We start from the raw sequence: 25,183 nt of genomic DNA, 5'->3' as shown, positions 1-25,183 counted from the left end.
GGCCGACTCCCGCCTGGTAGATATCAACTCGCCGATAGTGGCTGAGTGTGGGGGATCTGATGAGCGTTCCGATCGAGATGGTGCTGTCCGGGGCAGGTATCGCGGTCGCGTCGGCGGCGTTCGTGCGCGAGTTCGTCCTGGTCGGGCGTCGCCGGCTCGGCTACCGCGTGCAGATGGATACGCCGGTCACCGGTGAGACCGAATCCGCTTCACTGGTGGGTGCGCTGCGGAATCTGAGCACCCCGGATATCCCCGGGATGCCGCTGGATCTGTCGAAGCTGTCGGTGGTGCTGGTTCGCGTCGAGAACAGCGGCACCCTTGCCATCGACGCCGACGACTACCGGATGCGCAGCCCCGAATCCGCGTTGATCGGGCTGCACGTCACCTTCCCCGGCCGCGAGGTGATCGGCATGGCGGTGACCGAACTCGAGGGAGTACTGCCCGACAATCTCGGTCCGGGTTCTGGCATCGGCAAGCGGGTGCGGGGTGAGGGCGCGCGCTTCGAGGGCATCATCGATCTGCCGAAGGTGCCGCTCGAACGAGGCCAGCACTACAAGATTCTGGCGGTACTGAAGCGGGAACACGGCACGGGAGCGCCCGCGGAGCCGATCCTGACCGGTGCCGTCAAGGGCGGCAAGGTTGTCGAGACCAAGAGCAAGACGGGCCCGTCGCGAAAGTTGATGGCGCTGTGCGGATTCCTGGTAGCGCTGATCACGGTCCAGGCTGTTCTCGCGCTGCAACCGGACCCGCCGCCGCGTGATTGCGCCGCGGGCGAACTCACCGTCGTCGGGTCGACCGCGATGGCGCCGATGATCCGCAAAGCCGCCGGGGACTACGAGCGGACCTGCACCGACGCGAAATTCACCTTCGCGTTCGCGGGCACCGAACCCGGCCTGCGCACGCTGACCCGCGGCGGTGAGACGCAGAACACGCTCGCGATCGGGGACGGCTCCAAGGGCAATTCCTTCGAAGCGCTGACCGAACACCCGCTGGCGCTCGGCTCGTTCTCGATGGTGGTGCACCCCGGTATCGGCCTGACGAACCTCACGACTCAGCAGATCCGGGACCTGTACCGGGGAAATGTGAAGAACTGGAACCAGATCGGCGGACCTGACCTCCCGGTGGTGCTGATCGACCGGACCGCGGGCTCGGGCACCCGGCGCGCGCTCGAGTCCCGCCTGCTCGAGGACAATCGCAAGGTGTTTCCCTACACCAGCTGCATCGGGATGGCGGCCGGTGGCGTGCAATGCGAGGTCGACGTCACCGAGGAAGTGGCAATATTCGTTGCCAAAATTCCTGGTGCAGTGGGCTATATGGAGACCTCGGCGGTCGGTTCCGAGGTCAGGGCCGTGTCGATCGACGGAGTCAGCGCTTCGGCGGACTCGATGCGCGCGGGCCGGTATCCCTTCGTCGGAGTCGAGTACGCCCTCACGCACGGACCGGTCGCCGGTGATTCGCTGGTAGCCCAGTTCATCGACTATCTGGTCCGTGGTAAGGCCAGGCTCACCATGATCGAGTACGGAAATATTCCATGCGTTGATCCGGTAGAACCCGCCTTCTGTACGCCGTAGACCGAATCTGACCGCGTAATCTCCTGTCAGGCTGCAGGAATCGATACCGAACATTTCCAGCAACACGCTGGTTTACTCTCCGGTAGCGGGGTACGTTCCATGACGGCCCCTCTGTTCAGGCGGGCACCCGAATCGGTGCGTATCGCGTCTGGCCAGGCCAACCATGCCCCATGGACGGCGGTGAAGCTCTCGTCTCCACCTCCGCCGAGGCGGCCATCTCTTGTTCGCGCAAGTGTTGCGAGGTTGCGTCCCTGGAAGGAAGGTCATGAGTACAGACACGTCGGCAATGTCGCCGACCGGTTTGTCCGCGTCCGATCTCTACTCGATCGATCACCACGGTGGTCCACTGCGGATCGCCATGGTTGTTCCACCGTATTTCGACGTTCCACCCAAGGCCTACGGCGGCGTCGAGGCCGTGGTCGCCGATCTGGTCGACTCACTGTGTGAGCGTGGCCATCACGTCACCCTGTTCGGCGCGGGCGTAGACGGCACCCAGGCGAATTTCGTCCCGCTGTGGGACCGGATCCAGCCCGAACGGCTGGGTGACCCGTTCCCGGAAATCGTGCACGCGCTGCGGGTGCGCCGCGCCATCGAGCGGCTGGCCGATACCGAAGGCATCGATCTGGTCCACGACCACACTTTCGCGGGCCCGCTGAACGCGCCCGCCTATGCCAATCTCGGGTTGCCGACGGTGGTCACCGTGCACGGCCCGGTGCAGGACGACTGCTACCGCTATTACAAGGAACTGGGCCAGGAGTGCTCGCTCGTCGCGATCAGCGACCGTCAGCGCGCGCTGGCGCCCGATCTGCCATGGGCGGGCCGGGTCCACAACGCGCTGTGTCCCGATCAGTGGCCGTACGAGACCGAGAAGCAGGACTACGCGCTGTTCCTCGGTCGTTTCAGCAACGACAAGGGCCCGCATCTGGCGCTCGACGCCGCCCACGCCGTCGGCATGCCGCTGATCTTGGCGGGCAAGTGCAGTGAGGCGCCCGAGAAGGCCTACTTCGAGGAGTTCGTGCAGCCGCGGATGACCGACCAGGATCAGATGTTCGGTCTCGCCGACGCGGCCGCCAAGCGTAAGCTGCTCTCCGGAGCTAAGTGTCTGCTGTTCCCCATTCGATGGGAGGAGCCGTTCGGCATGGTGATGATCGAGGCGATGATCTGCGGCACGCCGGTGGTCGCGTTGCGCGGCGGTGCGGTGAGCGAAGTGGTGGTCGACGGGGTCACGGGGCGGATCTGTGACGATCCGGCCGAACTGCCCGCCGCCATCGCCGAAGTGCAGACCTACGATCCGGCCCTGTGCCGGAAACACGTGGTCGACAACTTCAGCGCCGACACCCTCGGCCGCGGCTACGAACAGGTTTATCGGGAGCTGCTCGCCCGCACCACGATCGGGTACGACACCGCCTATGCGATGCCGATGCCCTTCGGGGTGGCGGCCAACGGGCGCGCATGAGCACCGACAGCGCCTCGGCGCCGAGCCCCCTCAACGCGGGGGAACCCGCGGGGCTCGGTGGCGGCGGCGGCAACATCACCCTTGTCGAAGGCGGCACGTTCTGCCTGTCCGACCGGCTCGGCGATATCGAGCCGGGCAAGCCGCAGGGCCTGTTCTTCCGTGACGCCAGGGTGATTTCGCGCTGGGAGCTGATGATCGACGGCAAACGGCCCGAGGCGCTGTCGGTGCTGAGTCCGGAGGCTTTCGCGGCACGGTTCGTGCTGCGCAGGCCTCCCCAGCAGGGTCGGGCCGACAGCACCCTGCTCGTGGTGCGTGATCGGCTCGTCGCCGAGGGCATGCACGAGGTGATCACCCTGGAGAACATGAGCCGCGAGGCGACGGCGGTGGTGGTGGAACTACACGTCGACGCCGATTTCGTCGATCTGTTCGCGGTGAAGGAAGGCCGCACGAACGGGCGCCGGGCGGAGATGACGACCGCCGACGGTGAACTGCTGCTGCACGACCGCGCCGATCTGTCCCGTGGACTCGCGCTCACCTCGACCGTCGAGCCGATGGTGCTGCCAGGCACCATGATCTGGCGGGTCGTCGTCCCGGCGGGCGGGCGCTGGCAGACCGAGATCACCGCGCAACCGGCAGGCGCGGCGCAACGCCCGCAGACCTCCGGCTCCGTGGGCGAGCGTTACCGGGCCAGCGAGCCGGTACGCAAGATCCAGGCGTGGCGGGCCACCGCCACCGACATCTCCGCCGACTCGGGCCTGCTCAACCAGATCCTGCGCCGCAGCGAAAGCGATCTGGGCGCCTTGCAGATCCACACCGATTCGGGCACCAACCGGCCCTTCGTGGCGGCGGGCGCGCCGTGGTTCATGACGCTGTTCGGCCGGGACTCGCTGCTCACGGCATGGATGTCGCTGCCGCTGGAAACCGATCTGGCACTGGGCACTTTGCAGCAGCTGGCCGAATTGCAGGGCCAGACGATCGACCCGCTCGTCGAGGAGGAGCCGGGCCGGATCATGCACGAGATGCGGCGCGGGCCCTCGGTCGGGCAGGTGCTCGGTGGGCAGATCTATTACGGAACTGTCGACGCCACACCGCTTTTCGTGATGCTGCTCGCCGAATGTCTTCGGTGGGGCGCGGATCCGGCATCGATCGCCACCCTGCTGCCCGCGGCCGACGCCGCGATCAGCTGGATCACCGATTTCGGTGACCGCGACGACGACGGTTTCGTCGAGTACGTGCGCGCCACCGACCGCGGCCTGATCAATCAGGGGTGGAAGGACAGTTTCGACGGAATCAACGACGCCGCAGGGCATATCGCCGAAGCGCCGATCGCGCTGGCCGAGGTGCAGGGGTATGTGTACGCGGCGTTCCTGGCCCGCGCGGAACTGGCCGACCAGTTCGACGACCCCGAGCTGGCCGTGCGGATGCGGGAGCGGGCCGACGAGTTGCGAACCAAGTTCGCCGAACAGTTCTGGCTACCCCATTACGGCTGGTACGCGGTGGCATTGGACGGCCGCAAGCGGCAGGTCGACGCGCTCACCAGCAATGCGGCGCACTGTCTGTGGTCGGGCATCGCGACCGACGAGCATGCCGAGATCCTGATCCGGAATCTTGCTCGGGCAGAGATGGATTCGGGATTCGGGCTGCGCACGTTGTCTTCGGATATGGGCGCCTACAACCCGATGAGTTACCACTGCGGGTCGATCTGGCCGCACGACACGGCGATCGCTGTCGCCGGGTTGATGCGGTACCAGCATGTGCCGGGCGCGGTGGAACTGGCGACGAAGCTGTCGGGCGGGCTGCTCGACGCGGCCGCCGCGTTCGACGGGCGGTTGCCCGAGCTGTTCTGTGGTTTCCCGCGGTCGAGATTCGCCGCACCCGTGCCGTATCCGACATCGTGCTCCCCGCAGGCATGGGCGAGTGCGGCGCCGTTGCTGCTGGTTCGGTCGTTCCTCGGGCTCGATCCCGATGTGCCTGCCAAGACTCTGACGTTGCGGCCGCAGGTGCCTCCAGCGTGGGGGTGTGTGCGGATGTCGGAGTTCCGGCTGGGCGAAGGGGTGACGGTGGATCTCGAGGTGTGTGGGTCAGCGGTAACTGTGACCGGTCTACCGGATGGCTGGGCTTTGGTCACAGACGAGGATTAGCGCAGAAAGACGAAAAAAGGGGCCGGATCCGTGGTGGATCCGGCCCCTTTCGCTGTGTTCAGCCCAGGAACGGGTAGCGGGCGTCGAGATCGAGGTTGAGTTCGACGACGTTCACCCGCGGCTCGCCGAGGAATCCGAGCGTGCGGCCGTCGGTGTGCGCGTCGAGCAGTTCGCGCACCTGGGTGGCGGTGATACCGCGCGCCTTCGCCACCCGCTCGACCTGGATGGTCGCGTATTCGGGGGAGATGTGCGGGTCGAGTCCACTGCCGCTCGCGGTGACCGCGTCGGCGGGGACGGCGGCCTCGGCCGGTGCGTCACCGAGGATCGGGATGATCCGGCCGACGGAATAGTCCTCGCCCTCCTTCGCGCACTCCACGGCGACGCCTCGGAACGTGCTCAGGAACGGCTGTGTGGGGCAGAGTTCGTTGACGCTGACCACCTGCACCGGCTGCGACACATCGCCGTCGGCATCACGCGGCCCGATCACCGAGAGCACCGCGCCCACACCGTCTTTCGTGCAGAACTGCCGGGCGCCGTCGACCCCCTCACGGTCGCCGACCTCCTTCGAGCGAATACACACGGTGGTGAGCAGGCTGGTGCGGTCGGCGGTGTCGACGATGTCCTCCGGGCCGAGATTGCTCGCGGCGGTGGACAGCGGGTCGTAGCCGTCGCCCGCGGCCGACGGGCGGCTCTGGAAGTACTGCGCCATGGCATTGCCGTCGGCGTCGGTGAACGACTGCCCGATCAGGCTGGAGCCCACCACTTTTCCGTCCCGCTCGATGAGCGACCCATCGGCTCGCTCGCTGAGCCCCGGCAGCTGGGCGATCGCGAATACGGCTACGGGATAAACGATTCCGGTGATCGCGGTCAGCACCAGCAGGGCGCGCAGGGCGGCCAGGTGCTGACGGATCCAGGTTGACATTCGCATTTCAGGACATCCCGGGGAGGAGTTGGACGAACAGGTCGATGATCTTGATGCCGACGAACGGGGCGATGATGCCGCCGAGGCCGTAGATCGTCAGGTTGCGGCTCAACAGTTTCGAGGCATTGCTCGCCCGGTAGTTGACGCCGCGCAGCGCCAGCGGAATGAGCGCCACGATGATGATCGCGTTGAAGATGACCGCGGACAGGATCGCCGACTGCGGACTGGCAAGGCGCATGATGTTCAGCGCGTCCAGGCCGGGGAACAGCACCACGAACAACGCGGGAATGATCGCGAAGTACTTGGCGATGTCGTTGGCGATGGAGAACGTGGTGAGCGCGCCACGGGTGATCAGCAACTGCTTGCCGATCTCGACGATCTCGATCAACTTGGTCGGGTCCGAGTCCAGATCGACCATGTTGCCCGCCTCTTTGGCGGCCGAGGTGCCGGTGTTCATGGCCACGCCCACGTCGGCCTGTGCGAGCGCGGGGGCGTCGTTGGTGCCGTCGCCGGTCATCGCTACGAGGCGGCCGCCGTCCTGTTCGGACTTGATCAGGGCGAGCTTGTCCTCCGGTGTGGCTTCGGCGAGGAAGTCGTCCACGCCCGCCTCGTCGGCGATCGCCTTGGCGGTCAGCGGATTGTCGCCGGTGATCATCACGGTGCGGATGCCCATGCGGCGCATCTCGTCGAAGCGTTCCCGCATGCCTTGCTTGACCACGTCTTTGAGGTGGATGACACCCACGAGGCGTGGGGTGCCGTCCTTGACCTCACCGACCACCAGCGGCGTGCCGCCGGAGGCGGAGATGCCGTCGACGATCACCGCCGCCTGCTCGGGGATCGAACCGCCTTGGGCGCGAACCCATTCCGTCACGGCACCGGCTGCCCCCTTGCGCAGCTGGTGCCCGTCGGCGAGGTCGACACCCGACATGCGGGTCTGTGCGGTGAACTCCACCCAGGTCGCGCCCGGCAGTTCACCCGCGCTGCGTTCGCGCTTGTTGAACACCTCCTTGGCGAACACGACGATCGAGCGGCCCTCCGGCGTTTCGTCGGCGAGGCTCGACAGCTGTGCCGCGTCGGCCAGTTCGTCGTCGAGAACGCCCGGCACCGGGATGAACTCGGCGGCCTGCCGGTTGCCGAGGGTGATGGTGCCGGTCTTGTCGAGCAGCAGGGTGTTCACATCGCCCGCGGCTTCCACCGCACGACCCGACATCGCCAGCACATTGCGCTGCACGAGGCGGTCCATGCCCGCGATGCCGATGGCCGAGAGCAACGCCCCGATGGTGGTCGGGATGAGGCAGACCAGCAGCGAGACCATCACGATGCCGGTGATGCCGTGCGCGTCCAGTGCCGAGGTATCCGGCACGCCGGGGTTGTTCGACTTGGCGAAGATGGCCAGCGGCTGCAGGGTGGTCACCGCGAACACGAAGATGATCGTGAGCGCGGCCAGCAGGATGTTGAGCGCGATCTCGTTCGGCGTCTTCTGCCTGCTCGCACCCTCGACGAGGGCGATCATCTTGTCGATGAAGCTGGCGCCGGGTTCCTGGGTGATCCGCACGACGATCCGGTCCGAGAGCACCGTGGTGCCGCCGGTGACGGCCGATCGGTCGCCGCCGGATTCCCGGATCACGGGCGCGGATTCACCGGTGATGGCCGATTCGTCCACCGAGGCGATGCCTTCGACGACGTCACCGTCGCCGGGGATGATCTGGCCCGCTTCGACGACGACGTAGTCGCCGCGACGCAGCTCGGGGGCCGCGACGCGTTCCTCGACGATGCGCCCACCCGGTGTCCAGTCGGCCAGGCGCCGGGCGATGGTGTCGGTCTTGGCTTTGCGCAGCGAGTCGGCCTGCGCCTTGCCGCGCCCCTCCGCGACGGCCTCGGCCAGATTCGCGAAAACGACTGTGAGCCAGAGCCAGAGCACGATCGCCCAAGCGAAGAAGCTCGGGTCGGTGATGGCGAGGATGGTCGACCACACGGCGCCGATCTCGACGATCAGCATCACCGGGTTCTTCCACAGCGTGCGCGGATCGAGCTTGCGCACGGCGTCGGGAAGGGAGGTGAGCAGCAGCTTCGGGTCGAGGACGCCGCGTTGTACGCCCTTGGTGCGGTGTTCGGGCCGCGGTGCGGTTTCTAGTGTGGGAGTGGTCATTTCAGTGGATTCCTTCGGCGAGCGGCCCGAGTGCGAGAGCGGGCAGGAAGGTGAGCGCGACCAGGATCACCGTCACACCGACGACCATGCCGATGAACTGCGGCCGGTGCGTCGGCAGCGTGCCGATCGACGCGGGAGTGGTGCCCTGCTGGGCCAGCGAACCGGCCAGTGCCAGCACGATGATGATCGGCAGGAACCGGCCGAACAGCATCGCGAGGCCGAGGGCGGTGTTGTACCACTCGGTGTTGCCGGTGAGACCGGCGAAGGCGGAACCGTTGTTGTTGGCCGCGGAGGTGAAGGCGTACAGCACCTCCGACATGCCGTGTGGCCCGCCGTTGAGCATGCTCGCTCGTTGTCCCGGCATGGCCATGGCCACCGCGGTGCCGACCAGCACGATCAGCGGGCTCACCAGGAAATACGTCGCGGCCAGCTTGATTTCGCGCGGGGTGATCTTCTTGCCCAGGTATTCCGGGGTGCGTCCGACCATCAGGCCCGCGACGAACACCGTGATCACGGCGAGGATCAACATGCCGTAGAGACCGGAGCCGACACCGCCGGGCGCCACCTCGCCGAGCTGCATGTTGAACATCGTCATCATGCCGCCGAGGCTGGTGTAGGAATCGTGGAACGAGTTCACCGCCCCCGTCGAGGTGAGGGTGGTCGCGCCGGCGAAGGTGGCCGAATCGGCAACGCCGAAGCGGGTTTCCACGCCTTCCATCGACGCGCCGATCGCGGTCGGGACCGTGCCGTGGTGCTGCAGCTGGAACAGGTTGGTCAGTGAGATGCTGGCCAGGGCGATCGTGCCCATCACCGCCACGATCGCGAAGCCCTGCTTGGTGGAACCGACCATCCGGCCGAAGGTGCGCGGCAGCGAGAACGCGATCACCATGAGCAGGAAGATCTCGATGAAGTTCGTCCAGGTGGTCGGGTTCTCGAACGGGTGCGCGGAGTTGGCGTTGTAGAAGCCGCCGCCGTTGGTGCCGAGTTCTTTGATGACTTCCTGGCTCGCCACCGGACCGCCGGTGATCGTCTGTTCGGCGCCGCCGATGGTCTGCGCGATCTGGTCGTGCAGGTTGAAGTTCTGGATCACGCCGCCCGCGACCAACACGATCGCGAAGACGAACGACAGTGGCAGCAGAATCCGCAGGGTGCCGCGGACCAGGTCGACCCAGAAGTTGCCCAGGTCACCGGTGTGGCGACGGGCGAACCCGCGCACCAGTGCCACCGCCACCGCCATGCCGACGGCCGCGGAGACGAAGTTCTGCACCGCCAGACCGGCCATCTGCACCAGGTGACCCTGGGTGGACTCACCGGAATAGTTCTGCCAGTTGGTATTGGTGACGAAGCTGACCGCGGTGTTCCACGCGAGCGCGGGGGTCATCTCGGTGCCGGGATCGTTGAGGTGCAGTGGCAGTGCGCCCTGAACCAGCTGGAAGAAGAAAAGGAACAGCACGCTGACCGCCGAGAACGCCAGCACACTGCGGGCGTAGACGGGCCAGGTCTGCTCGACCTCGGGTTTCGCGCCGATGGCGCGGAAGATCAGCCGCTCGACGCGGGAGTACTTGTCGCTGTTGTATACCCGGTACATGTAATCGCCGAGCGGCACATGCACCAGGGCCAGCGCGATAACCAGGGCCGCCACGAAGACGATCCCCGCAGTAGTCGTGTTCACCTAGAACCTCTCGGGGAAGAGCAGCGCCGCGATCATGAAGACGGCGACGAGGACAGCCAGCGCGAGACCGACAAGGTTCGCGATCACAGCTTCTCCACCCCCCGCTGGACCAGGCCCAGCAGCGCGAAGATCGCCACGGTGAGCACCGTGAACACCACGACAGACATTTCCAACCTCCTTGTGCTCCGAGGTGGAGCACCTAGGTGAGTGAAACGCCGGATCGCGACTCGGCGTGGCTTCCTTACGACTCCTTAGCGCCCGGCGGCCATGCCTTTGCGGAATGTTGACGCGGTGGGTGGGCGATGGGTGTGAGGATGCCGTCAAAGCACGCCCGATAGCCGTCAACACACCGTAAAGATCGAGATCAGGCGTTTGTTCGGACGGTAGAAAGTGGGCACCGGTACGCGAACGGCGCCGCCGGTTCCCTTGTGCACGGAAAGTGAGATCGCGGTGTCGGTAGTGACCCTTGCGGTGATCTTCGGTTTTGTCGGATCGCTGCTGCTGATCCGGGTGCTCGGTCGGCTGAACACCTCGCATACGCCGATGGTGTCGGTCGGCGTGTTGCCGGTGCGCCCTACAGTCGAGGCTCGGCGACACGCGATGATGGACAGGTGAAACGCGGACAACTGCGCATCTATCTCGGTGCGGCGCCGGGCGTGGGCAAGACCTACGCCATGCTCGGCGAGGCGCACCGGCGGCTCGAGCGCGGCCGTGATGTGGTGGCCGCGCTGGTGGAGACGCACGGTCGCGCGAAGACCGCGCAACTGCTCGACGGCATCGAACGGATCCCGACGAAGCTGGTCGGCTATCGCGGGACCGAGCTGCCCGAACTCGACGTCGACGCGGTGCTCGCGCGCAAGCCCGCCGTGGTGCTCGTCGACGAGCTCGCGCACACCAACGCGCCGGGCAGCGTGCACGAAAAGCGCTGGCAGGACATCGAACAGCTCCTCGACGCTGGTATCGACGTCATCTCGACGGTGAACGTGCAGCACCTCGAGAGCCTCAACGATGTGGTCGCCCAGATCACCGGGATCGAGCAGCGCGAGACAGTGCCCGATGCGGTGGTGCGTGCGGCCGATCAGGTGGAGCTGGTCGATCTCACGCCGGAAGCATTGCGGCGCAGGCTCTCGCACGGAAATGTGTATGCGGCGGACAAGGTGGATGCCGCACTGCGTAACTACTTCCGGCCCGGAAATCTCACCGCGCTCCGGGAACTGGCACTGCTCTGGCTGGCCGATCAGGTCGACGCCGCGCTCGCCAAGTACCGGGCCGATCACAAGATCACCGAGCTGTGGGAGGCGCGCGAACGAGTCGTCGTCGCGGTCACCGGCGGGGCGGAATCGGAGACGGTCGTGCGCCGGGCGGGGCGGATCGCGTCCAAGTCCAGCGCCGATCTCGTGGTGGTGCACGTGGTTCGTGGTGACGGGCTCGCCGGTGTGTCGACCGAGCGGATGGTTCGGCTGCGTGAACTCGCGGCCGGGCTCGGTGCCTCGCTACATACCGTGACCGGCGACGATGTGCCCGGCGCGCTGCTGGAATTCGCGCGGGAGGTCAACGCTACGCAGTTGGTGCTCGGGACCTCGCGACGGTCGCGGTGGGCGCGGATGCTCGACGAGGGCATCGGGTCGACGGTGGTGCAGCGTTCGGGCAAGATCGACGTCCACATGGTGACCCATGAGCAGGCCAACCAGGGTGTGCGCCGCAACCCGCTGCGCGTCCGTCAGCCGCTGTTCGCCTGGATCGCCGCACTGCTGGTGCCGGTGCTGGTGAGCGTGGTCTGCTGGGCGACGCTCGACGGATTCCTCGAACTCGGCGGGCTCAGCGCGATGTTCTTCGTCGGTGTCGTCGCGGTCGCGCTGCTCGGCGGTGTCGTGCCCGCCTCGGTGTCGGCGCTGCTGTCGGGGCTGTTGCTGAACTGGTTCTTCACCTCACCGCGCTACAGCCTCACGATCGCCGAACCGGACAACTTCGTCACCGTGGTGGTGCTGCTGATCGTGGCGGTCGCGGTCGCCGCGCTGGTCGATGTCGCGGCCAAGCGAACCAGGCAGGCGCGCAAGGCGTCTCGTGAAGCCGAACTGCTCACCCTGTTCGCCGGTGCGGTGCTGCACGGCGCCGACCTGCCGAATCTGCTGGAACAGGTGCGTGAGGCCTATGGGCAGCGGGCGGTGAGCATGCTGTGCGGTGACGTGGTGGTCGCCGAGGTCGGTACGAATCCACCGCGACGTTCCGACGATGCCGAGACGGTCATCGAAGCGGGTGACGCGACGAGCCTGCTGTTGCTGGCCGGGCACCCACTCGACCCGGGGGAACGGCCGGTGCTCAACGCGGTGGCCAATCAAGCCGCCGGACTGGTCCGGCAGGAACGGCTCGCCGAGGAAGCCAGTGCCGCGGCGGCGTTGCTCGAGGCCGATCGATTGCGCCGGGCACTGCTCTCGGCAGTCAGCCACGACCTGCGCACGCCGTTGGCCGGTGCCAAGGCCGCCGTGTCGAGTCTGCGCAGCGACGATGTGGAGTTCTCCGCCGAGGACACCGGCGAACTGCTCGAAGCGATCGAGGAATCCGTCGACCAGCTGACCGCGCTGGTCGGCAACCTGCTCGATTCGTCGCGCCTGGCCGTCGGTGTGGTGAGCCCGCAATTGCGGCAGGTCTACATGGACGAGGCGGTGCACCGCGCGCTGGTGAGCGTCGGGATGGGGGCGCGGGGATTGCGGCGCGCGGCGATGGACCGGGTGAAAGTCGAGGTCGGCGAGGTGTCGGTACTCGCCGACAGCGGTCTTCTCGAACGCGTGCTGGCGAACCTGCTCGACAACGCCCTGCACCACTCCGGCCGTGACACACCTGTTCGTGTCACCGCCGAACACGTTGGCGACCGGGTGTCGATCGCGGTCGTCGACACCGGACGCGGCGTTCCCGCGGGCACCGAGGAGGACCTGTTCGAGCCGTTCCAGCGACTCGGCGACCGGGACAACACCACCGGCGTCGGCCTCGGCCTTTCGGTCGTGCGCGGTTTCGTCGAGGCGATGGGCGGTACCGTCCACGCCGAACCCACACCGGGCGGCGGTCTGACCATGCTGGTAGACCTGCCCGCCCCCTTCACAGGAAACAACGATGCCGACAAGTGAGCACATGGGTAACTCCGGCGGGACCGGAGAACCCACTGCTACGCCGAAACCGCCGCCCGCCCGGATGCCGGTCGCCCCACCTGAGTCCGGCCAAGATACGCGCAGTGGCGGAGCCGTGAAAGTTCTGGTGGTCGATGACGAGCCGCAGATCGTGCGGGCGTTGCGGATCAATCTGTCGGTGCGCGGCTACGAGGTGATCACCGCGGGCAATGGTGCCGCCGCGCTGCGTGCCGCCGCCGAGAAGCATCCCGATGTGGTGATTCTCGATCTCGGGCTGCCCGATATGGACGGCATCGAGGTGCTCGCGGGGCTGCGTGGCTGGAGTAGCGCGCCGGTGCTCGTGCTCTCGGCGCGCACCGACTCCGCCGACAAGGTCGAGGCGCTCGACGCGGGGGCCGACGACTACGTCACCAAGCCGTTCGGGATGGACGAGTTGCTGGCCCGGTTGCGTGCGGCGGTTCGGCGTGGGGCCGCCGACGCCGGGAGCGACGACCCGGTGGTGGTGACCGATTCCTTCACCGTCGACCTGGCCGCGAAGAAGGTCACCAAGCAGGGCGTGGCCGTGCACCTCACGCCCACCGAGTGGGGAATGCTCGAGATGCTGGTGCGCAATCGCGGAAAACTGGTGGGGCGCAAGGAACTCCTGCGCGAGGTATGGGGTCCGGCCTATGCCACCGAGACCCATTACCTGCGGGTCTACCTCGCACAGTTGCGGCGCAAACTCGAGGACGATCCGGCCAACCCGCGCCACCTGCTCACCGAGGCGGGGATGGGCTATCGCTTCCAGGAGTGAGCGTGCGCCGGGTCACGTGACCGGAATGCCGGTGGCGGCGGTGGCGTTCCCAGGCGTGGATCGTCCTCGAGCGAATGGCAGGATCAAGGCATGGCTGAGCAGACCGCACCCGTGAACAACGCGCCCACCGAACTGTGGGTCGAGCGCACCGGAACCCGTGCCTACACCGGGCGCAGTAACCGTGGCGCGGAGGTTCTGATCGCGTCCCAGGGTGTTCCCGGCGCCTTCACTCCCGGTGAGCTGCTCAAGATCGCACTCGCCGGGTGCACCGGGCTCAGTTCGGACCTGCCGTTGTCGCGTCGACTCGGCGACGAGTTCGACGCCACCATCCGCGTCTCCGGCGACGCCGACCGCGAGAACGAGCTCTACCCGCAGCTCGACGAGGTCCTCGAACTCGATCTGTCCGAACTCGACGAGGCCGCGCGCGAACGACTACTGGTCACCGTGCAGCGCGCCGTCGACAAGGTGTGCACCGTGGGCCGCACGCTCAAAGCGGGCACGAAGGTGACACTGACGTTCAACATCGACGCATGAGCGAGGAGCCGGTTCGGCTGAGTGCGTGGGTGCACGGGTACGTGCAGGGCGTGGGGTTCCGGTGGTGGACGCGGTCGCGCGCACTGGAACTCGGGCTGGTCGGCTACGCGCGCAATCACCGCGACGGACGCGTCCACGTTGTCGCCGAAGGGCCACGAACGGCGGGCGAGAAATTGCTGGAACTGCTACGGTCCGGCGAGGCGCCCGATAGTTCGCAACCCGTCGGGCACGTGAGACATGCTCTGTCCGGGCCGGCACCCGGGCGGGTAGACCTGGTTGTGGAAAGCTGGGAGCCCGCGCGGGGCGACATGACGGGATTCGAGGAGCGCTAGTGGTGACTTCGGGGGCTAGGGGGCGGCAGCGGTGAGCACACAGAACCCTGGACCGCCCGATCGACCGGAACAACCCTCGAACGGCGAGCCGGACAGGTCCCCGTGGACGCCACCCGATCCCGGCGCCGGATGGTCCGCACCGGATGCGAGTTCGACACCATCCGATCCGAACGCAGGGCCGACGCCGCCGGTGTTCGGCGCGGGCGGGCATCCTGTCGATCAGCCGCGTCCCGGTCGGATGGCCAGGCAGGAACCCGGCGTCACCCAGCCGCGTCCGCCGACGGTCGGCGAGGCGCGCGCCAGAGACAAGGCCCGCAGGCAAGCCGAGGAAGCTGAGCGGGCGGCGGCCGCGGCGGCAGAGGAGAAGCGGCGCAACCGCAAACGCGTGATGATCGGTGGTGTCGCCATCGTCGGCGTCGCCGCGCTGGTCGGCGGTGGCTACCTCGCTTACCGCGCGGTCACCGCACCCGACCAGGTGACGGCCTCGTGCGTGCAGATCGACGAGAACGGGCAGGAAGTCGTTGTCCCCGATGAGAACTGCGGCGACGGCAAGACCAATTTCCGCAGTGACGGCTCCGGTGGCGGCCACGGCGGCGGACTGCTGATTCTGGGCTGGCCGCAGTACCGCTACCACTACGGCGGCACACCGACGATCGGCAAGCCACCCACGGGCGGCACGTCGGTGAAACCGCGCAATGCCGAGATCAAGACCAAGAGTGGCACCACGGTGCAGCGCGGCGGACTCGGCAGCAAGTCGACCGGGGGGAGTGGGACGTAGATGCGGCGCAACAAGAGCACACCGCGCCAGGACTGGCAGCAGATCATCGAAAAGCAGGGTCTGGTCTACGGCGCACCGGGCCGCGACGCCAGCGGTCAGCCGCGGCCGTACTGGGACGAGTCGGTGCACTACGAGTTCTCGATGGACGAGATCCTCGCGCTGGAAGCCGATGTGGAACTGCTGCAGTCGATGTGCCTGCACGCGGCCGAACACGTGGTACTCACCGAGCGCTTCGCCGATTTCGGTCTGCCGGAATGGACGTGGGGCCCGATCGCCGAATCGTGGCGTCGCAGTGACCCTTACGTGTACGGCCGCTTCGACCTGCGCTACGACGCGCGGCGCCCGGCCAAGCTGCTGGAATACAACGCCGACACCCCCACCTCGCTGCTCGAGGCCGCGATCATCCAGTGGCACTGGTTGCAGCAGGTGTATCCCGGTGGCGACCAATGGAATTCGCTGCACGAGAAACTGGTGGAGCGCTGGACCGAACTGCGCGGCGTGCTGCCCGGTACCGAACTGCACTTCACCTGGTCGGGCGCCGACGCGACCGGTGAGGACAACGTCACCACCGCCTACATGCAGGAGACCGCGGCCGAAGCCGGTTTCGACACGGTCGCGCTGCCGATCGAGGAAGTCGGTTTCGATACCGAGCTGAACCGGTTCGTCGATCTGGCCGAGGCGCCGATCGAGGCGATGTTCAAGCTGTATCCGTGGGAGTGGATCATCGACGACGATTTCGGCAAGCGCGTCGTCGGCAGCCTGCCCGCGACCGCGTGGATCGAACCGCTGTGGACCACGCTGCTGAGCAACAAGGCGATCCTGGCGATCCTGTGGGAGATGTATCCCGGCCACCCCAACCTGTTGCCCGCCTACCTCGACAACCCGCACGAGCTCACCGAATACATTCGCAAACCCAAGCTCGGCCGCGAGGGCGCGAATATGACCATCGTCGGCCCCGGCATGGAGACCGCGACCGGCGGCGTCTACGGCGCCGAGGGTTTCGTCTACCAATTGCTCGACCCGCTACCGGAATTCGATGGGATGCGCCCGGTGCTCGGCGCCTGGGTCGTGGGTGACACCGCGGCCGGGCTCGGCATTCGCGAGACCGCCGGCCTGATCACCGATGACGGCGCCGCGTTCGTGCCACACCGCATCGTCGACTGACACCTGACCTCACAACATTGTTCGAAAGGACCACGATGACCGCCCTCGCCCTGGAATCGGGTTATTGGAGTGCGCTCGGTGAAGGCGTCGGCGCCATCATCCTGTACTGCCTGATCGGCCTTGTCCTGATGCTGATCGGCTTCTTCGCCATCGACCTGACCACGCCCGGCAAGCTGCGCGACCTGGTGGTGGCGGGCAAGCCGAACGCGATCATCGTCTCGGCGGCCGGGATGATCAGCATGGCGTTCATCGTCGTGTTCGCGGTGCTGGCCACCGGCGGCAGCGGCAAGCTGTCGGAAGGGCTCATCGCGGCGATCGTGTACGGCCTGGTCGGCATCATCGCGCAGGTGATCTCGGTGCGGGTGATCGAAAAGGTCACCGGCGTCGACATCGGCCGCACGCTGCACGCCGAGACCTACACCCCCGAGGTCCTCGTCGTCGCCGCCGCGCACTTCGCGCTCGGTCTCGTGGTGGCGTTCGCCATCCTCTGAGTGAGGGTGAGCGGTTGACATCGCACTGTGGAGGGTGGACGCTGGAAACCAGCACTCCATCGTGGATGTGACCGAGAGGACGTCGGCATGGATATCACCCCGGGTACGCGCGCGTCCGACGCCGAACGCAACGCGATCGTCGCCCAGTTGGGTACGCATCTGGCCGACGGCAGGCTCGACCTGGGCGAATACGACCTGCGCGTGGCCAAGGTCTACGCGACCACCACGCGCGACGACCTCGCCCTCGTCCTGTCCGACCTGCCGCCGCTGACCACACAGCAGCAGGCCGCGGCGCCCACCGAACGCAAGTCCGGTACCCGCTTCCCGATCTGGCAGCGCATCGAGGCGGGTAGCTGGCTCGGCGTCAGCGTGATCGTGCTGGTCATCTGGGGCCTGATCTCGCTGACCGCGGGCGAGCTCACCTACTTCTGGCCGATGTGGGTGATCGGCCCGTGGGGCGCAGTCCTGGTCTTCCGGGTGATCACCGGCTGGGAAGCGAGCCCTGGCACCGAGACCCACCTGCGCCAACTGCAGAAGCAAGCCAAGCACATGAACCCCCACGGCCCGCACTGACTGTTCCGCTTCCCCGCGATTCTGGCCAGACCTAGGCGCGGCCTGCTATCGGTCGGCGGCCGCGCGTGACGAGGGAGTGAGCTCAGCCCGTCCCCGGTGAGTTACCCATGTGCTCGCTTGTTGCTGGCGTGCGTTCCGATACGCTGGCCCACGTCGAGGCTTGGCCCAATTTCGGAGAGGTGGCAAAGCTTGCATTTGAAGAGCTTGACGTTGAAGGGGTTCAAGTCCTTCGCGTCTGCGACCACTTTGCGTTTCGAACCGGGGATTACCTGCGTCGTCGGGCCGAACGGGTCTGGTAAATCAAATGTCGTGGACGCGCTCTCCTGGGTGATGGGTGAGCAGGGTGCCAAAGCGTTGCGGGGCGGGAAGATGCAGGACGTCATCTTCGCCGGGACCGTCGGGCGGGCACCTCTCGGGCGTGCCGAGGTGACGCTGACCATCGACAACTCCGACGGTGCGCTGCCCATCGACTACGCCGAGGTGTCGATCACCCGGCGGATGTTCCGCGACGGCGCGGGCGAGTACGAGATCAACGGCAGCACGTGCCGGCTGATGGATGTGCAGGAACTGCTGTCCGACTCCGGTATCGGGCGCGAAATGCATGTCATCGTGGGTCAGGGCAGGCTGTCGGCGATCCTGGAATCGCGGCCGGAGGACCGGCGCGCGTTCGTCGAAGAGGCCGCGGGTGTGCTCAAGCACCGCAGGCGCAAGGAGAAGGCGGTCCGCAAGCTCGACGCGATGCAGGCCAACCTCGCCCGGCTCACCGACCTCACCACCGAACTGCGCCGCCAGCTCAAACCGCTCAGCCGCCAGGCCGAGGTCGCCCGCCGCGCGCAGACCGTGCAGGCCGACCTGCGCGACGCCCGGCTGCGCCTGGCCGCCGACGACCTGGTCACCCGCCGTGGCGAACTGGAGTCCCAGCTCAGCAAAGAGGCCTACGCCCGCGAACAGCAGATCAACGTGCAGACCGAACTCGACGCCGCCAACGCCGCGCTCGCGCAGCAGGAGTTCCAGCTGTCGCGGCTGAGTCCCAGTGCCGAGGCCGCGGCGCAGACCTGGTTCCAGCTCTCGGCACTGGCCGAACGGGTGAACGCCACTATCCGTATCGCCAGTGACCGAGCCAGGCACCTGCACACCGAGGCTCCGGTCGGCACGGGACGCGACCCGGATCAGCTCGAGGTCGAGGCCGACCGGATCGAAGCCGAAGAGGCCGAACTGCGGTACGCGGTCGAGATGGCGACCGAGACCCTCGAAGCCGCGCGTGAAGCCCTCGCCGAGCGCGAACACGCCGCCAAGGCCGCCGAGCAGGCGCACCTGGCGGCCGTGCGCGCGATCGCCGACCGGCGCGAAGGCTTGGCCCGGCTGTCCGGCCAGGTCGACACGTTGCGCACCCGAGCCCAGTCCGTGGACGCCGAGATCGCGCGCCTGTCCGTGGCCATCGCCGACGCCCGCCATCGCGGTGAGACCGCGCAGGTCGAATACGACTCGGTGCAGGACGAACTCGGCGAGCTCGACGCGGGCGAAAAGGGACTCGACGCCCAGCACGAACACGCCGTCGCCGCGCAGGGACTGGCCGACGAGCGGGTCCGGGAACTGCGTGAACTCGACCGTGAGGCGAGCAAGCTCGTCGCCCGGCTCGGTGCCCGCATCGAAGCGCTCGGCATGAACCTGGCCCGCAAGGACGGCGCGGCCTGGCTGCTCGAACACGGCGTGAGCGGGCTCGGCGGACGGCTGTCGGGTCTGTTGCGCGTGCAGCCCGGATTCGAGGCCGCTGTCGCCGCGCTGCTCGGTCCGCTCGCCGATGCCATCACCGCCGAAACCGCGACGACCGCCGACTCGGCGGTGCGGGAATTGCGCGGCGGTGACGGTGGTCGGGTGGCGTTCGTCTTCGCGACCGGCGCGACGATTCCGGCCGAGCGTTCCGCGTTGCCCGCCGGTGCGCAGTGGCTCGCCGACGTGCTCGATGGCGACGACCAGGTGAGACCCGCGCTGGCCGCGCTCACCGCCGACGTGGTGGTCGTGGACGATCTGGCGACCGCCACCGAGCTCGTCGCGCTGCGCCCGGAACTACGGGTGGTCACCCGTGACGGTGATCTGGCCGGTGCGGGCTGGATCGTCGGCGGTTCGGAACGGATGCCGAGCCAGCTCGAGGTCCAGGCCGATATCGACACCGCCACAGCGGAACTGGCAGCCGCGCAACGGCGGGCCGAGGAGCTGGAGGCGGCGCTGGCCGGGGCGCTGGCCGAACAGGCCGACCGCAAGGACGCCGCCGACCACGCGCTGATGGCGCTGCACGAATCCGACCAGGCGCTGCTGGCGATCTACGACCGGCTGGCCCGCGTCGGGCAGAGTGCGCGCGCCGCGCAGACCGAGGGGGAGCGGCTGGCCACCCAGCGCGCGGAAGCCGAAGCGGCGCGGGAGAAGTCGCTGGCCTCGCTGGCCGAACTCGAGGACCGGTTGCGGCACGCCGAGATCGAGCACGACGGCAGCGACGACAGTTTCGGCGCCGCGAGCACCGAGACCGCGGGGTACGCCCGCGAAGAAGCCGCCGCCGCGCTCGCCGAAGCCCGGACCATGGAGGTCGAAGCACGCCTGTCCGTGCGCACCTCGGAGGAACGCGCGGAATCCGTTCGCGGCAAAGCGGATTCGCTGCGCAGGGCCGCCCGTGGTGAACGGGAGGCCAGGGCCCGCGCCGAACGTGCGCAGGCCGCTCGGCGCCAAGCGGCGGCCGTGGCCGCGGCGGTCGCCGAATCGGGTACCAAGATCAAGCACGAACTCGAGCAGGTGGTAGCCACCGCCGCGGCACGACGTGACGAATTGGTCCGTCGCCGTGGCGAATGCGCCGCGGCGCTGGAACAGGTGAAGGAACGCGCCCGCGCGCTGAACACCCAGCTGGCCCAGCTCACCGATGCCGTGCACCGCGACGAAGTCGCCAAAGCCCAAGCGGCACTGCGCATCGAACAGCTCGAGACGACCATCTCCGAACAGTTCGGCATCGCACTCGCCGATCTCGTCGCCGAATACGGGCCCGACGTGGTGCTGCCGCCCTCGGCGCTGGAGATACACGAGTACGAGCAGGCCAAGGAACGCGGCGAACAGGTCAGCGCACCGCAACCGATGCCCTACGACCGGCCCACCCAGGAGCGGCGCGCCAAACGCGCCGAGAAGGACCTCACCACTCTCGGCAAGGTGAACCCCCTTGCGCTGGAGGAGTTCGCGGCACTCGAGGAGCGCTACACCTTCCTCGCCACCCAGCTCGAAGACGTCAAGAACGCGCGCAAGGACCTGCTCGACGTGGTCGCCGAGGTCGACGCCCGCATCCTTCAGGTGTTCACCGAGGCCTACGCCGATGTGGAACGCGAATTCGTCGGCGTGTTCGGGAAACTGTTCCCCGGTGGCGAGGGCAGGCTGGTGCTCACCGACCCGTCGGACATGCTCACCACCGGCATCGAGGTCGAGGCCCGCCCGCCCGGCAAGAAGGTCAAACGCCTCTCGCTGCTCTCCGGCGGCGAAAAATCGCTCACCGCGGTGGCTTTGCTCGTCGCGATCTTCCGCGCCCGCCCTTCACCGTTCTACGTGATGGACGAGGTCGAAGCCGCGCTGGACGACACCAACCTGCGCCGCCTCATCGGCCTGTTCGAGCAGCTGCGCGAGAAGAGCCAGCTGATCGTCATCACCCACCAGAAGCCGACCATGGAGATCGCCGACGCCCTCTACGGGGTGAGCATGCGTGGCGACGGCATCACCCAGGTGATCTCCCAGCGGCTGAACCGAGCCGAGGTCACCGACCCCGACCCGGTGTCGGCCTCGGTCTGAGATCGTCGGTTCGGCGGAGTCGCCCAGGTCAGTTCGCGGGGGCCTGCGCCCCGATCCGTTCGAGGATCCGCTGGGTGCCACCGCGTGCCAACCAGTCGCGCAGCGAGGTCAGCCCCGGGTGCAGTGAGCGCAACGCGGGCAGATCGGCGTGCCAGCCGCCGGTTTCGCGGATCAGGCGCCAGGTGTTGCCGAGCTGGGGTCCGATCGCGTCGGCCTCGTCCTCGGTGACCTCGCGGTAGTGGATGGGGTGGCCGATCGCGGCGCTGATCGTGGCGGCCGCCTCGACGGGGGTGATGGCCTCGCCCGCGAGCTCGAGGATGCGGGCGTGCCAGGTGTCCGGGTCGGCGAAGGCCAGGGCGGCGAATGCGGCGATATCGTCGACGGCGATCATCTGGAGCGGGCGATCGGCGGGGAACAGGTGCCGGTGCTCGCCGCCTTCGCGGATGCCGTCTACAGGGGAGCCGTGGAGGAGGTAGTTCTCCATGAACCGCACGGGGCGCAACACGGTGTAGCGCAAGCCGGCTGCGGGCAGGGCCTCTTCGATCTGCCGTTTGCCCTGCTGGCCCCACGATTCCGCGGCGCCCATCGTGGCGACGCCGGTGAACACGATCTGCTCGACACCGGTGGCGCGGGCCGCGTCGATCATGGCGATGCCGCGGCGGGCCTCGGTGTCTTCGCCCCAGCCCTTCGCGCTGTAATCGGCTGGCGGAACGAGGAATACGGCTCGGGTACCGGTGGTCGCGGCACGCAGCGATGCGGGGTCGTCGAAGTCGCCGACCGCCAATTCGGCGCCCAGGGCGGCCAGTGCGCGGGCAGCGGGGGAGTCGGTGTCGCGCACCAGAGCGCGGACCGGGTGTCCTTCGGTGAGCAACCGGCGGGCGGTCGCGCCGCCCTGCTTGCCGGTGGCGCCGGTGATCAGGACGGGAAGTGCTGACGTCATCGCGGAGGAGCTCCGTTTCGTGATCGATCGTGTGCCTACAATCGGGTCGGTCAACCCGTATGCCGGACGTTACGGGCGGTAGCACCCGGTTGGCGAGGTCACGTACAGGGAAGGCGTAACGAAATGGCGGTCGGCAACAGTGCGGAACCCGCGATCCGATCCGACGCGCGCCGCAATCGCGCACAGATCCTGGCCGCCGCCCAGCGTGCGCTCGCGGAACGCGGGACCACGGTCTCGCTGGCCGAGGTGGCCCGCCGCGCCGGTGTCGGCGCAGGCACCGTCCACCGGCACTTTCCGACGAAAACCGATCTGCTGGAAGCGGTGATGCAGCAGCGTGTCGACGGATTGGCCGCGCTGGCCGCCGAACATCTCACCGATCCGGACCCGGGCTCGGCCTTCTTCGCCCTCTGCACCCACGTCATCGTCACGACGCCCGGCAACAAAGATCTCTGCGACCTGGTGCAATCCGACGACGGCTGGCCGCGCGCCCTGCTCCGCGGCGCGGGCAACCGATTCCATCGCGCACTGGGCGCCCTGCTCGCCTCGGCCCAACGTCAGGGCGCGGTCCGCCCCGACGTGGTCGTCACCGACGTGCTCGACATCTTCACCGGATGCGTTGCGATCCAACGACATCGACGCGCGGAAGACCCCCTCGCCCCGGCCGTCGCCCTCATCCTCGACGCCCTGCGAACCCGACCGTTATCTGTAACGGAACCCGCGAGAATCGACCGTAACGAAACGCTGGAAAGTAACGAAATCCCCGCACCCTGCCCCGTCTGCAGCGCACCCGTCCGCCGACCGGCCACCGGGAGACCGGCGCGCTACTGCTCGCCGGCTTGCCGCCAAAAGGCACACCGCCAACGCAGCTCCCCGCGACTTTTCGCCGGGTCGTGACGGCTGGCAGGGTTTCGCGTCGGGCCGGGGGACTTCGAGTAGTCGGGTGTTGGGCCCTTCGGGCGGAAACTACCGGAACTCTCGCATCTGACGCAGTGTGAACCGGTGGACCGGCTATTTGACCTCGGAGCGGCGCAGCAGCACCATGCCGATGACGAGCGGGATGATGATCCAGATCATCGTGGTCGATCCGAGCTGGGCCCACTCCTGTGCCGAGGACGTCTGACCCGCGAACAGCGCGATCTGCGTGTGGTTCCAGTCGATCCAGGGCTGGAGGTCGGTGAACCATTCCCTCACCCGGGCCAGCAGCACCAGGATGCCGGAGAGAACAAAGGACAGCGCGAAGTAGCCGACGATGGCGCCTGCGGAGTTGCGCAGCACCACGCCCAGGGTGAAACCGATGGCCATCCCCACCAAGTTGCCCAGGACGATCTGAGCCGCGTGAGCCGGTCCGATGTTCCACACCGTGTCGACCCCGGCGAGGACGGAGCCGACCGAGTTGCCGACGGCGCCGATCGTGAACGCCACCAGCATCGAGACGATCCCGACGATGATGGTCGCGATCGCCTTGGCGCCGATGACCCGCCCCCGGCTCGGTACGAGCGTGAACGTCGTCAGTCCGGTGCGCTGACTCCACTCGCTGGTGACCGCGAGGATCGCGATCATGGGGAGGATCAGCGTCATCGGGAAGCCGAGCGCGGTGGCGAAGGTCTGGTAGCTGAGCGCGCTGGCGGGGGCGAAGATGATGGCGGCCGCGGTCGCCACGACCGAGAGGACGCCGATGCTCGTGAGCAGCCAGAAGCCCGAGCGCGTGTCGAACATCTTGCGCAGCTCGACGCCGATGATCCGGCTGGTCGGGATCGGATGTACGGCGCGGTCGGCGGTCGTTGCGGTCTGGGTGGTCATGCTGCTGCCCCTTCTTCGGGAAAGTTGCTGTCGCGCTGGGATTCCGCGGTGAGCTCGAGGAACATCTCCTCCAGACCAGCGCCGTCCGCGGGGCGCAGTTCGGTCAGGGCGATGCCGGCCGCGAGGGCGACCCGGCCGACGTGGTGTGGGTCGGCGTGGGTGTGGAGCGAGCCTGCGCCCGAGGGTGCGGCGCCGATGCCGGCGTCCGCGAGGGCGCCGGCCAGCCGGGTGTTGTCCGCGGACGAGACGACGGTCCCGGCCGTCGACAGCAGATCCTGCTTGGACCCCTGCGCGACGATCCGGCCGTTCCCGATCACGACCAGGTCGTCGGCGATGACCTCGATCTCGTGCAGGAGGTGTGAGGACAACAGCACCGTGCCGCCCTGGTCGGCGAACTCGCGCAACAGATCGCGCATCCAGCGGATGCCGGCGGGGTCGAGGCCGTTGGCGGGCTCGTCGAGGACCAGGACGGCGGGGTCGCCGATGAGAGCGGTCGCGATGCCGAGCCGCTGCCGCATGCCGAGGGAGTAGTTGCGGATCCTGCCGTCGCCCTCCTTCTCCGTCAGCGACACCCGGCGCAACATCTCGGGCACCCGGCTGGTCGGCAGCCCCATGGTGCGGGCCGCGACGGTGAGCACCTCGCGGCCGGTACGGCCGGCGTGCTGGGCCGAGGCATCGAGGAGTACGCCGATCTCGATGCCCGGGTTCGGCAGGTCGGCGTACCGGCCGCCGAGGACCTCCACGTGGCCGGAGGTGGCCGGGCTCAGGCCGACCATGATCCGCATCGTGGTCGACTTGCCTGCCCCGTTGGGGCCGAGGAAGCCGGTCACGCGGCCCGGTCGGGCGGTGAACGAGACGTCGTCGACGGCGGTCACGCCGCGATAGCTCTTGGTCAGGTGGTCGACAGTGATCATGACGGAAGTCTCGCT

The 25,183-nt window shown here is 67.7% G+C and carries 21 protein-coding genes; 14 read left to right on the top strand and 7 right to left on the bottom strand.

The genetic code is table 11. The features are described 5' to 3' along the window. Nucleotides 1-59 precede the first annotated feature (59 nt). The 3 genes from ACFWPK_RS00890 (at nt 60) to ACFWPK_RS00880 (ending at nt 5,168) form a co-directional block, all read left to right on the top strand. The gene (locus ACFWPK_RS00890) at nt 60-1,571 is read left to right on the top strand and encodes a PstS family phosphate ABC transporter substrate-binding protein (protein WP_378912440.1); all 1,512 of its coding nucleotides are present in this window, start codon (nt 60-62) and stop codon (nt 1,569-1,571) included. 286 nt (nt 1,572-1,857) lie between these two features. Continuing rightward, nucleotides 1,858-3,027: a glycosyltransferase family 4 protein gene (locus tag ACFWPK_RS00885; RefSeq protein WP_378912744.1), complete on the top strand. Its 1,170-nt coding sequence runs from the start codon at nt 1,858-1,860 to the stop codon at nt 3,025-3,027. Beyond that, a complete protein-coding gene (locus ACFWPK_RS00880) occupies nt 3,024-5,168 on the top strand; it encodes a glycogen debranching N-terminal domain-containing protein (RefSeq protein WP_378912439.1) in 2,145 nt (714 codons plus the stop codon). The genes ACFWPK_RS00885 and ACFWPK_RS00880 overlap by 4 nt, the downstream gene beginning before the upstream one ends. Nucleotides 5,169-5,226: 58 nt before the next feature. Here ACFWPK_RS00880 and ACFWPK_RS00875 read toward each other — a convergent pair whose 3' ends face one another. The 4 genes from ACFWPK_RS00875 to ACFWPK_RS00860 form a co-directional block, all read right to left on the bottom strand. Next, complete coding sequence (locus ACFWPK_RS00875) at nt 5,227-6,096, bottom strand: potassium-transporting ATPase subunit C (RefSeq protein ID WP_378912438.1); 870 nt, start codon at nt 6,094-6,096, stop codon at nt 5,227-5,229. 1 nt (nt 6,097) lies between these two features. After that, nucleotides 6,098-8,239 carry a potassium-transporting ATPase subunit KdpB gene (gene kdpB / locus ACFWPK_RS00870; RefSeq protein ID WP_378912437.1) on the bottom strand — a complete coding sequence of 714 codons (2,142 nt, stop codon included), beginning with the start codon at nt 8,237-8,239 and terminating at the stop codon, nt 6,098-6,100. A gap of 1 nt (nt 8,240) precedes the next feature. Beyond that, nucleotides 8,241-9,911 carry a potassium-transporting ATPase subunit KdpA gene (gene kdpA, locus ACFWPK_RS00865; protein ID WP_378912436.1) on the bottom strand — a complete coding sequence of 557 codons (1,671 nt, stop codon included), beginning with the start codon at nt 9,909-9,911 and terminating at the stop codon, nt 8,241-8,243. Nucleotides 9,912-9,994: 83 nt separating this feature from the next. Further along, nucleotides 9,995-10,078, bottom strand: coding sequence for a potassium-transporting ATPase (locus ACFWPK_RS00860; RefSeq protein WP_267890436.1), 84 nt, complete (start codon nt 10,076-10,078; stop codon nt 9,995-9,997). Nucleotides 10,079-10,361: 283 nt separating this feature from the next. Here ACFWPK_RS00860 and ACFWPK_RS00855 point away from each other — a divergent pair, with 283 nt between their 5' ends. The 10 genes from ACFWPK_RS00855 to smc all read left to right on the top strand — a co-directional run bounded on the left by ACFWPK_RS00855 (nt 10,362) and on the right by smc (nt 21,514). Further along, nucleotides 10,362-10,526: a hypothetical protein gene (locus ACFWPK_RS00855; protein ID WP_378912435.1), complete on the top strand. Its 165-nt coding sequence runs from the start codon at nt 10,362-10,364 to the stop codon at nt 10,524-10,526. Next, nucleotides 10,523-13,033: an ATP-binding protein gene (locus ACFWPK_RS00850; RefSeq protein WP_378912434.1), complete on the top strand. Its 2,511-nt coding sequence runs from the start codon at nt 10,523-10,525 to the stop codon at nt 13,031-13,033. Before ACFWPK_RS00855 ends, ACFWPK_RS00850 begins: the two co-directional genes overlap by 4 nt. 64 nt (nt 13,034-13,097) lie before the next feature. Continuing rightward, nucleotides 13,098-13,826 (top strand): response regulator, encoded by a 729-nt coding sequence (locus ACFWPK_RS00845; protein ID WP_378912743.1) that lies wholly within the window; start codon nt 13,098-13,100, stop codon nt 13,824-13,826. Nucleotides 13,827-13,916: 90 nt separating this feature from the next. Next, a complete protein-coding gene (locus ACFWPK_RS00840) occupies nt 13,917-14,360 on the top strand; it encodes an OsmC family protein (protein WP_378626344.1) in 444 nt (147 codons plus the stop codon). Next, a complete protein-coding gene (locus ACFWPK_RS00835; protein ID WP_378912433.1) occupies nt 14,357-14,692 on the top strand; it encodes an acylphosphatase in 336 nt (111 codons plus the stop codon). The genes ACFWPK_RS00840 and ACFWPK_RS00835 overlap by 4 nt, the downstream gene beginning before the upstream one ends. A gap of 31 nt (nt 14,693-14,723) precedes the next feature. Continuing rightward, nucleotides 14,724-15,470, top strand: a complete 747-nt coding sequence (locus ACFWPK_RS00830; protein WP_378912432.1) for a hypothetical protein — start codon at nt 14,724-14,726, stop codon at nt 15,468-15,470. After that, nucleotides 15,471-16,634 (top strand): glutathionylspermidine synthase family protein, encoded by a 1,164-nt coding sequence (locus tag ACFWPK_RS00825; RefSeq protein WP_378912431.1) that lies wholly within the window; start codon nt 15,471-15,473, stop codon nt 16,632-16,634. It begins immediately after the preceding gene. 35 nt (nt 16,635-16,669) lie between these two features. Further along, the gene (locus ACFWPK_RS00820; RefSeq protein WP_378912430.1) at nt 16,670-17,125 is read left to right on the top strand and encodes a DUF350 domain-containing protein; all 456 of its coding nucleotides are present in this window, start codon (nt 16,670-16,672) and stop codon (nt 17,123-17,125) included. Between the two features lie 87 nt (nt 17,126-17,212). Beyond that, nucleotides 17,213-17,698 carry a DUF1707 domain-containing protein gene (locus ACFWPK_RS00815; RefSeq protein ID WP_378912429.1) on the top strand — a complete coding sequence of 162 codons (486 nt, stop codon included), beginning with the start codon at nt 17,213-17,215 and terminating at the stop codon, nt 17,696-17,698. A 189-nt stretch (nt 17,699-17,887) separates the two neighbouring features. Further along, entirely contained in the window at nt 17,888-21,514 is a 3,627-nt protein-coding gene (gene smc / locus ACFWPK_RS00810; RefSeq protein WP_378912428.1) for a chromosome segregation protein SMC, read from the top strand. Between the two features lie 28 nt (nt 21,515-21,542). Here the strand turns inward: smc and ACFWPK_RS00805 are convergent, their stop codons facing one another. After that, nucleotides 21,543-22,454, bottom strand: a complete 912-nt coding sequence (locus tag ACFWPK_RS00805) for an NmrA family NAD(P)-binding protein (protein ID WP_378912427.1) — start codon at nt 22,452-22,454, stop codon at nt 21,543-21,545. Between the two features lie 123 nt (nt 22,455-22,577). On the opposite strand from ACFWPK_RS00805, the gene ACFWPK_RS00800 reads away from it, so the two are divergent. Then, nucleotides 22,578-23,348, top strand: a complete 771-nt coding sequence (locus tag ACFWPK_RS00800) for a TetR/AcrR family transcriptional regulator (protein WP_378912426.1) — start codon at nt 22,578-22,580, stop codon at nt 23,346-23,348. Nucleotides 23,349-23,462: 114 nt separating this feature from the next. Here the strand turns inward: ACFWPK_RS00800 and ACFWPK_RS00795 are convergent, their stop codons facing one another. Next, nucleotides 23,463-24,254, bottom strand: coding sequence for an ABC transporter permease (locus ACFWPK_RS00795; protein ID WP_378912425.1), 792 nt, complete (start codon nt 24,252-24,254; stop codon nt 23,463-23,465). After that, entirely contained in the window at nt 24,251-25,168 is a 918-nt protein-coding gene (locus tag ACFWPK_RS00790) for an ABC transporter ATP-binding protein (protein ID WP_378912424.1), read from the bottom strand. Before ACFWPK_RS00790 ends, ACFWPK_RS00795 begins: the two co-directional genes overlap by 4 nt. Nucleotides 25,169-25,183 lie beyond the last annotated feature (15 nt).

Source organism: Nocardia sp. NPDC058519 (assembly GCF_042719755.1).
In the GTDB taxonomy this organism is placed as follows: domain Bacteria; phylum Actinomycetota; class Actinomycetes; order Mycobacteriales; family Mycobacteriaceae; genus Nocardia.
This window is presented reverse-complemented; position numbering and strand designations above follow the sequence as displayed.

What these genes read in the sequence shown, in the direction of transcription:
- ACFWPK_RS00890 (WP_378912440.1), top strand. Translation starts at nt 60, where the DNA reads ATGAGCGTTCCGATCGAGATGGTGCTGTCCGGGGCAGGTATCGCGGTC.
- ACFWPK_RS00885 (WP_378912744.1), top strand. Translation starts at nt 1,858, where the DNA reads ATGTCGCCGACCGGTTTGTCCGCGTCCGATCTCTACTCGATCGATCAC.
- ACFWPK_RS00880 (WP_378912439.1), top strand. Translation starts at nt 3,024, where the DNA reads ATGAGCACCGACAGCGCCTCGGCGCCGAGCCCCCTCAACGCGGGGGAA.
- ACFWPK_RS00875 (WP_378912438.1), bottom strand. Translation starts at nt 6,096, where the DNA reads ATGCGAATGTCAACCTGGATCCGTCAGCACCTGGCCGCCCTGCGCGCC.
- kdpB (WP_378912437.1), bottom strand. Translation starts at nt 8,239, where the DNA reads ATGACCACTCCCACACTAGAAACCGCACCGCGGCCCGAACACCGCACC.
- ACFWPK_RS00860 (WP_267890436.1), bottom strand. Translation starts at nt 10,078, where the DNA reads ATGTCTGTCGTGGTGTTCACGGTGCTCACCGTGGCGATCTTCGCGCTG.
- ACFWPK_RS00845 (WP_378912743.1), top strand. Translation starts at nt 13,098, where the DNA reads ATGCCGGTCGCCCCACCTGAGTCCGGCCAAGATACGCGCAGTGGCGGA.
- ACFWPK_RS00840 (WP_378626344.1), top strand. Translation starts at nt 13,917, where the DNA reads ATGGCTGAGCAGACCGCACCCGTGAACAACGCGCCCACCGAACTGTGG.
- ACFWPK_RS00835 (WP_378912433.1), top strand. Translation starts at nt 14,357, where the DNA reads ATGAGCGAGGAGCCGGTTCGGCTGAGTGCGTGGGTGCACGGGTACGTG.
- ACFWPK_RS00825 (WP_378912431.1), top strand. Translation starts at nt 15,471, where the DNA reads ATGCGGCGCAACAAGAGCACACCGCGCCAGGACTGGCAGCAGATCATC.
- ACFWPK_RS00820 (WP_378912430.1), top strand. Translation starts at nt 16,670, where the DNA reads ATGACCGCCCTCGCCCTGGAATCGGGTTATTGGAGTGCGCTCGGTGAA.
- ACFWPK_RS00815 (WP_378912429.1), top strand. Translation starts at nt 17,213, where the DNA reads ATGGATATCACCCCGGGTACGCGCGCGTCCGACGCCGAACGCAACGCG.
- ACFWPK_RS00805 (WP_378912427.1), bottom strand. Translation starts at nt 22,454, where the DNA reads ATGACGTCAGCACTTCCCGTCCTGATCACCGGCGCCACCGGCAAGCAG.
- ACFWPK_RS00800 (WP_378912426.1), top strand. Translation starts at nt 22,578, where the DNA reads ATGGCGGTCGGCAACAGTGCGGAACCCGCGATCCGATCCGACGCGCGC.
- ACFWPK_RS00795 (WP_378912425.1), bottom strand. Translation starts at nt 24,254, where the DNA reads ATGACCACCCAGACCGCAACGACCGCCGACCGCGCCGTACATCCGATC.
- ACFWPK_RS00790 (WP_378912424.1), bottom strand. Translation starts at nt 25,168, where the DNA reads ATGATCACTGTCGACCACCTGACCAAGAGCTATCGCGGCGTGACCGCC.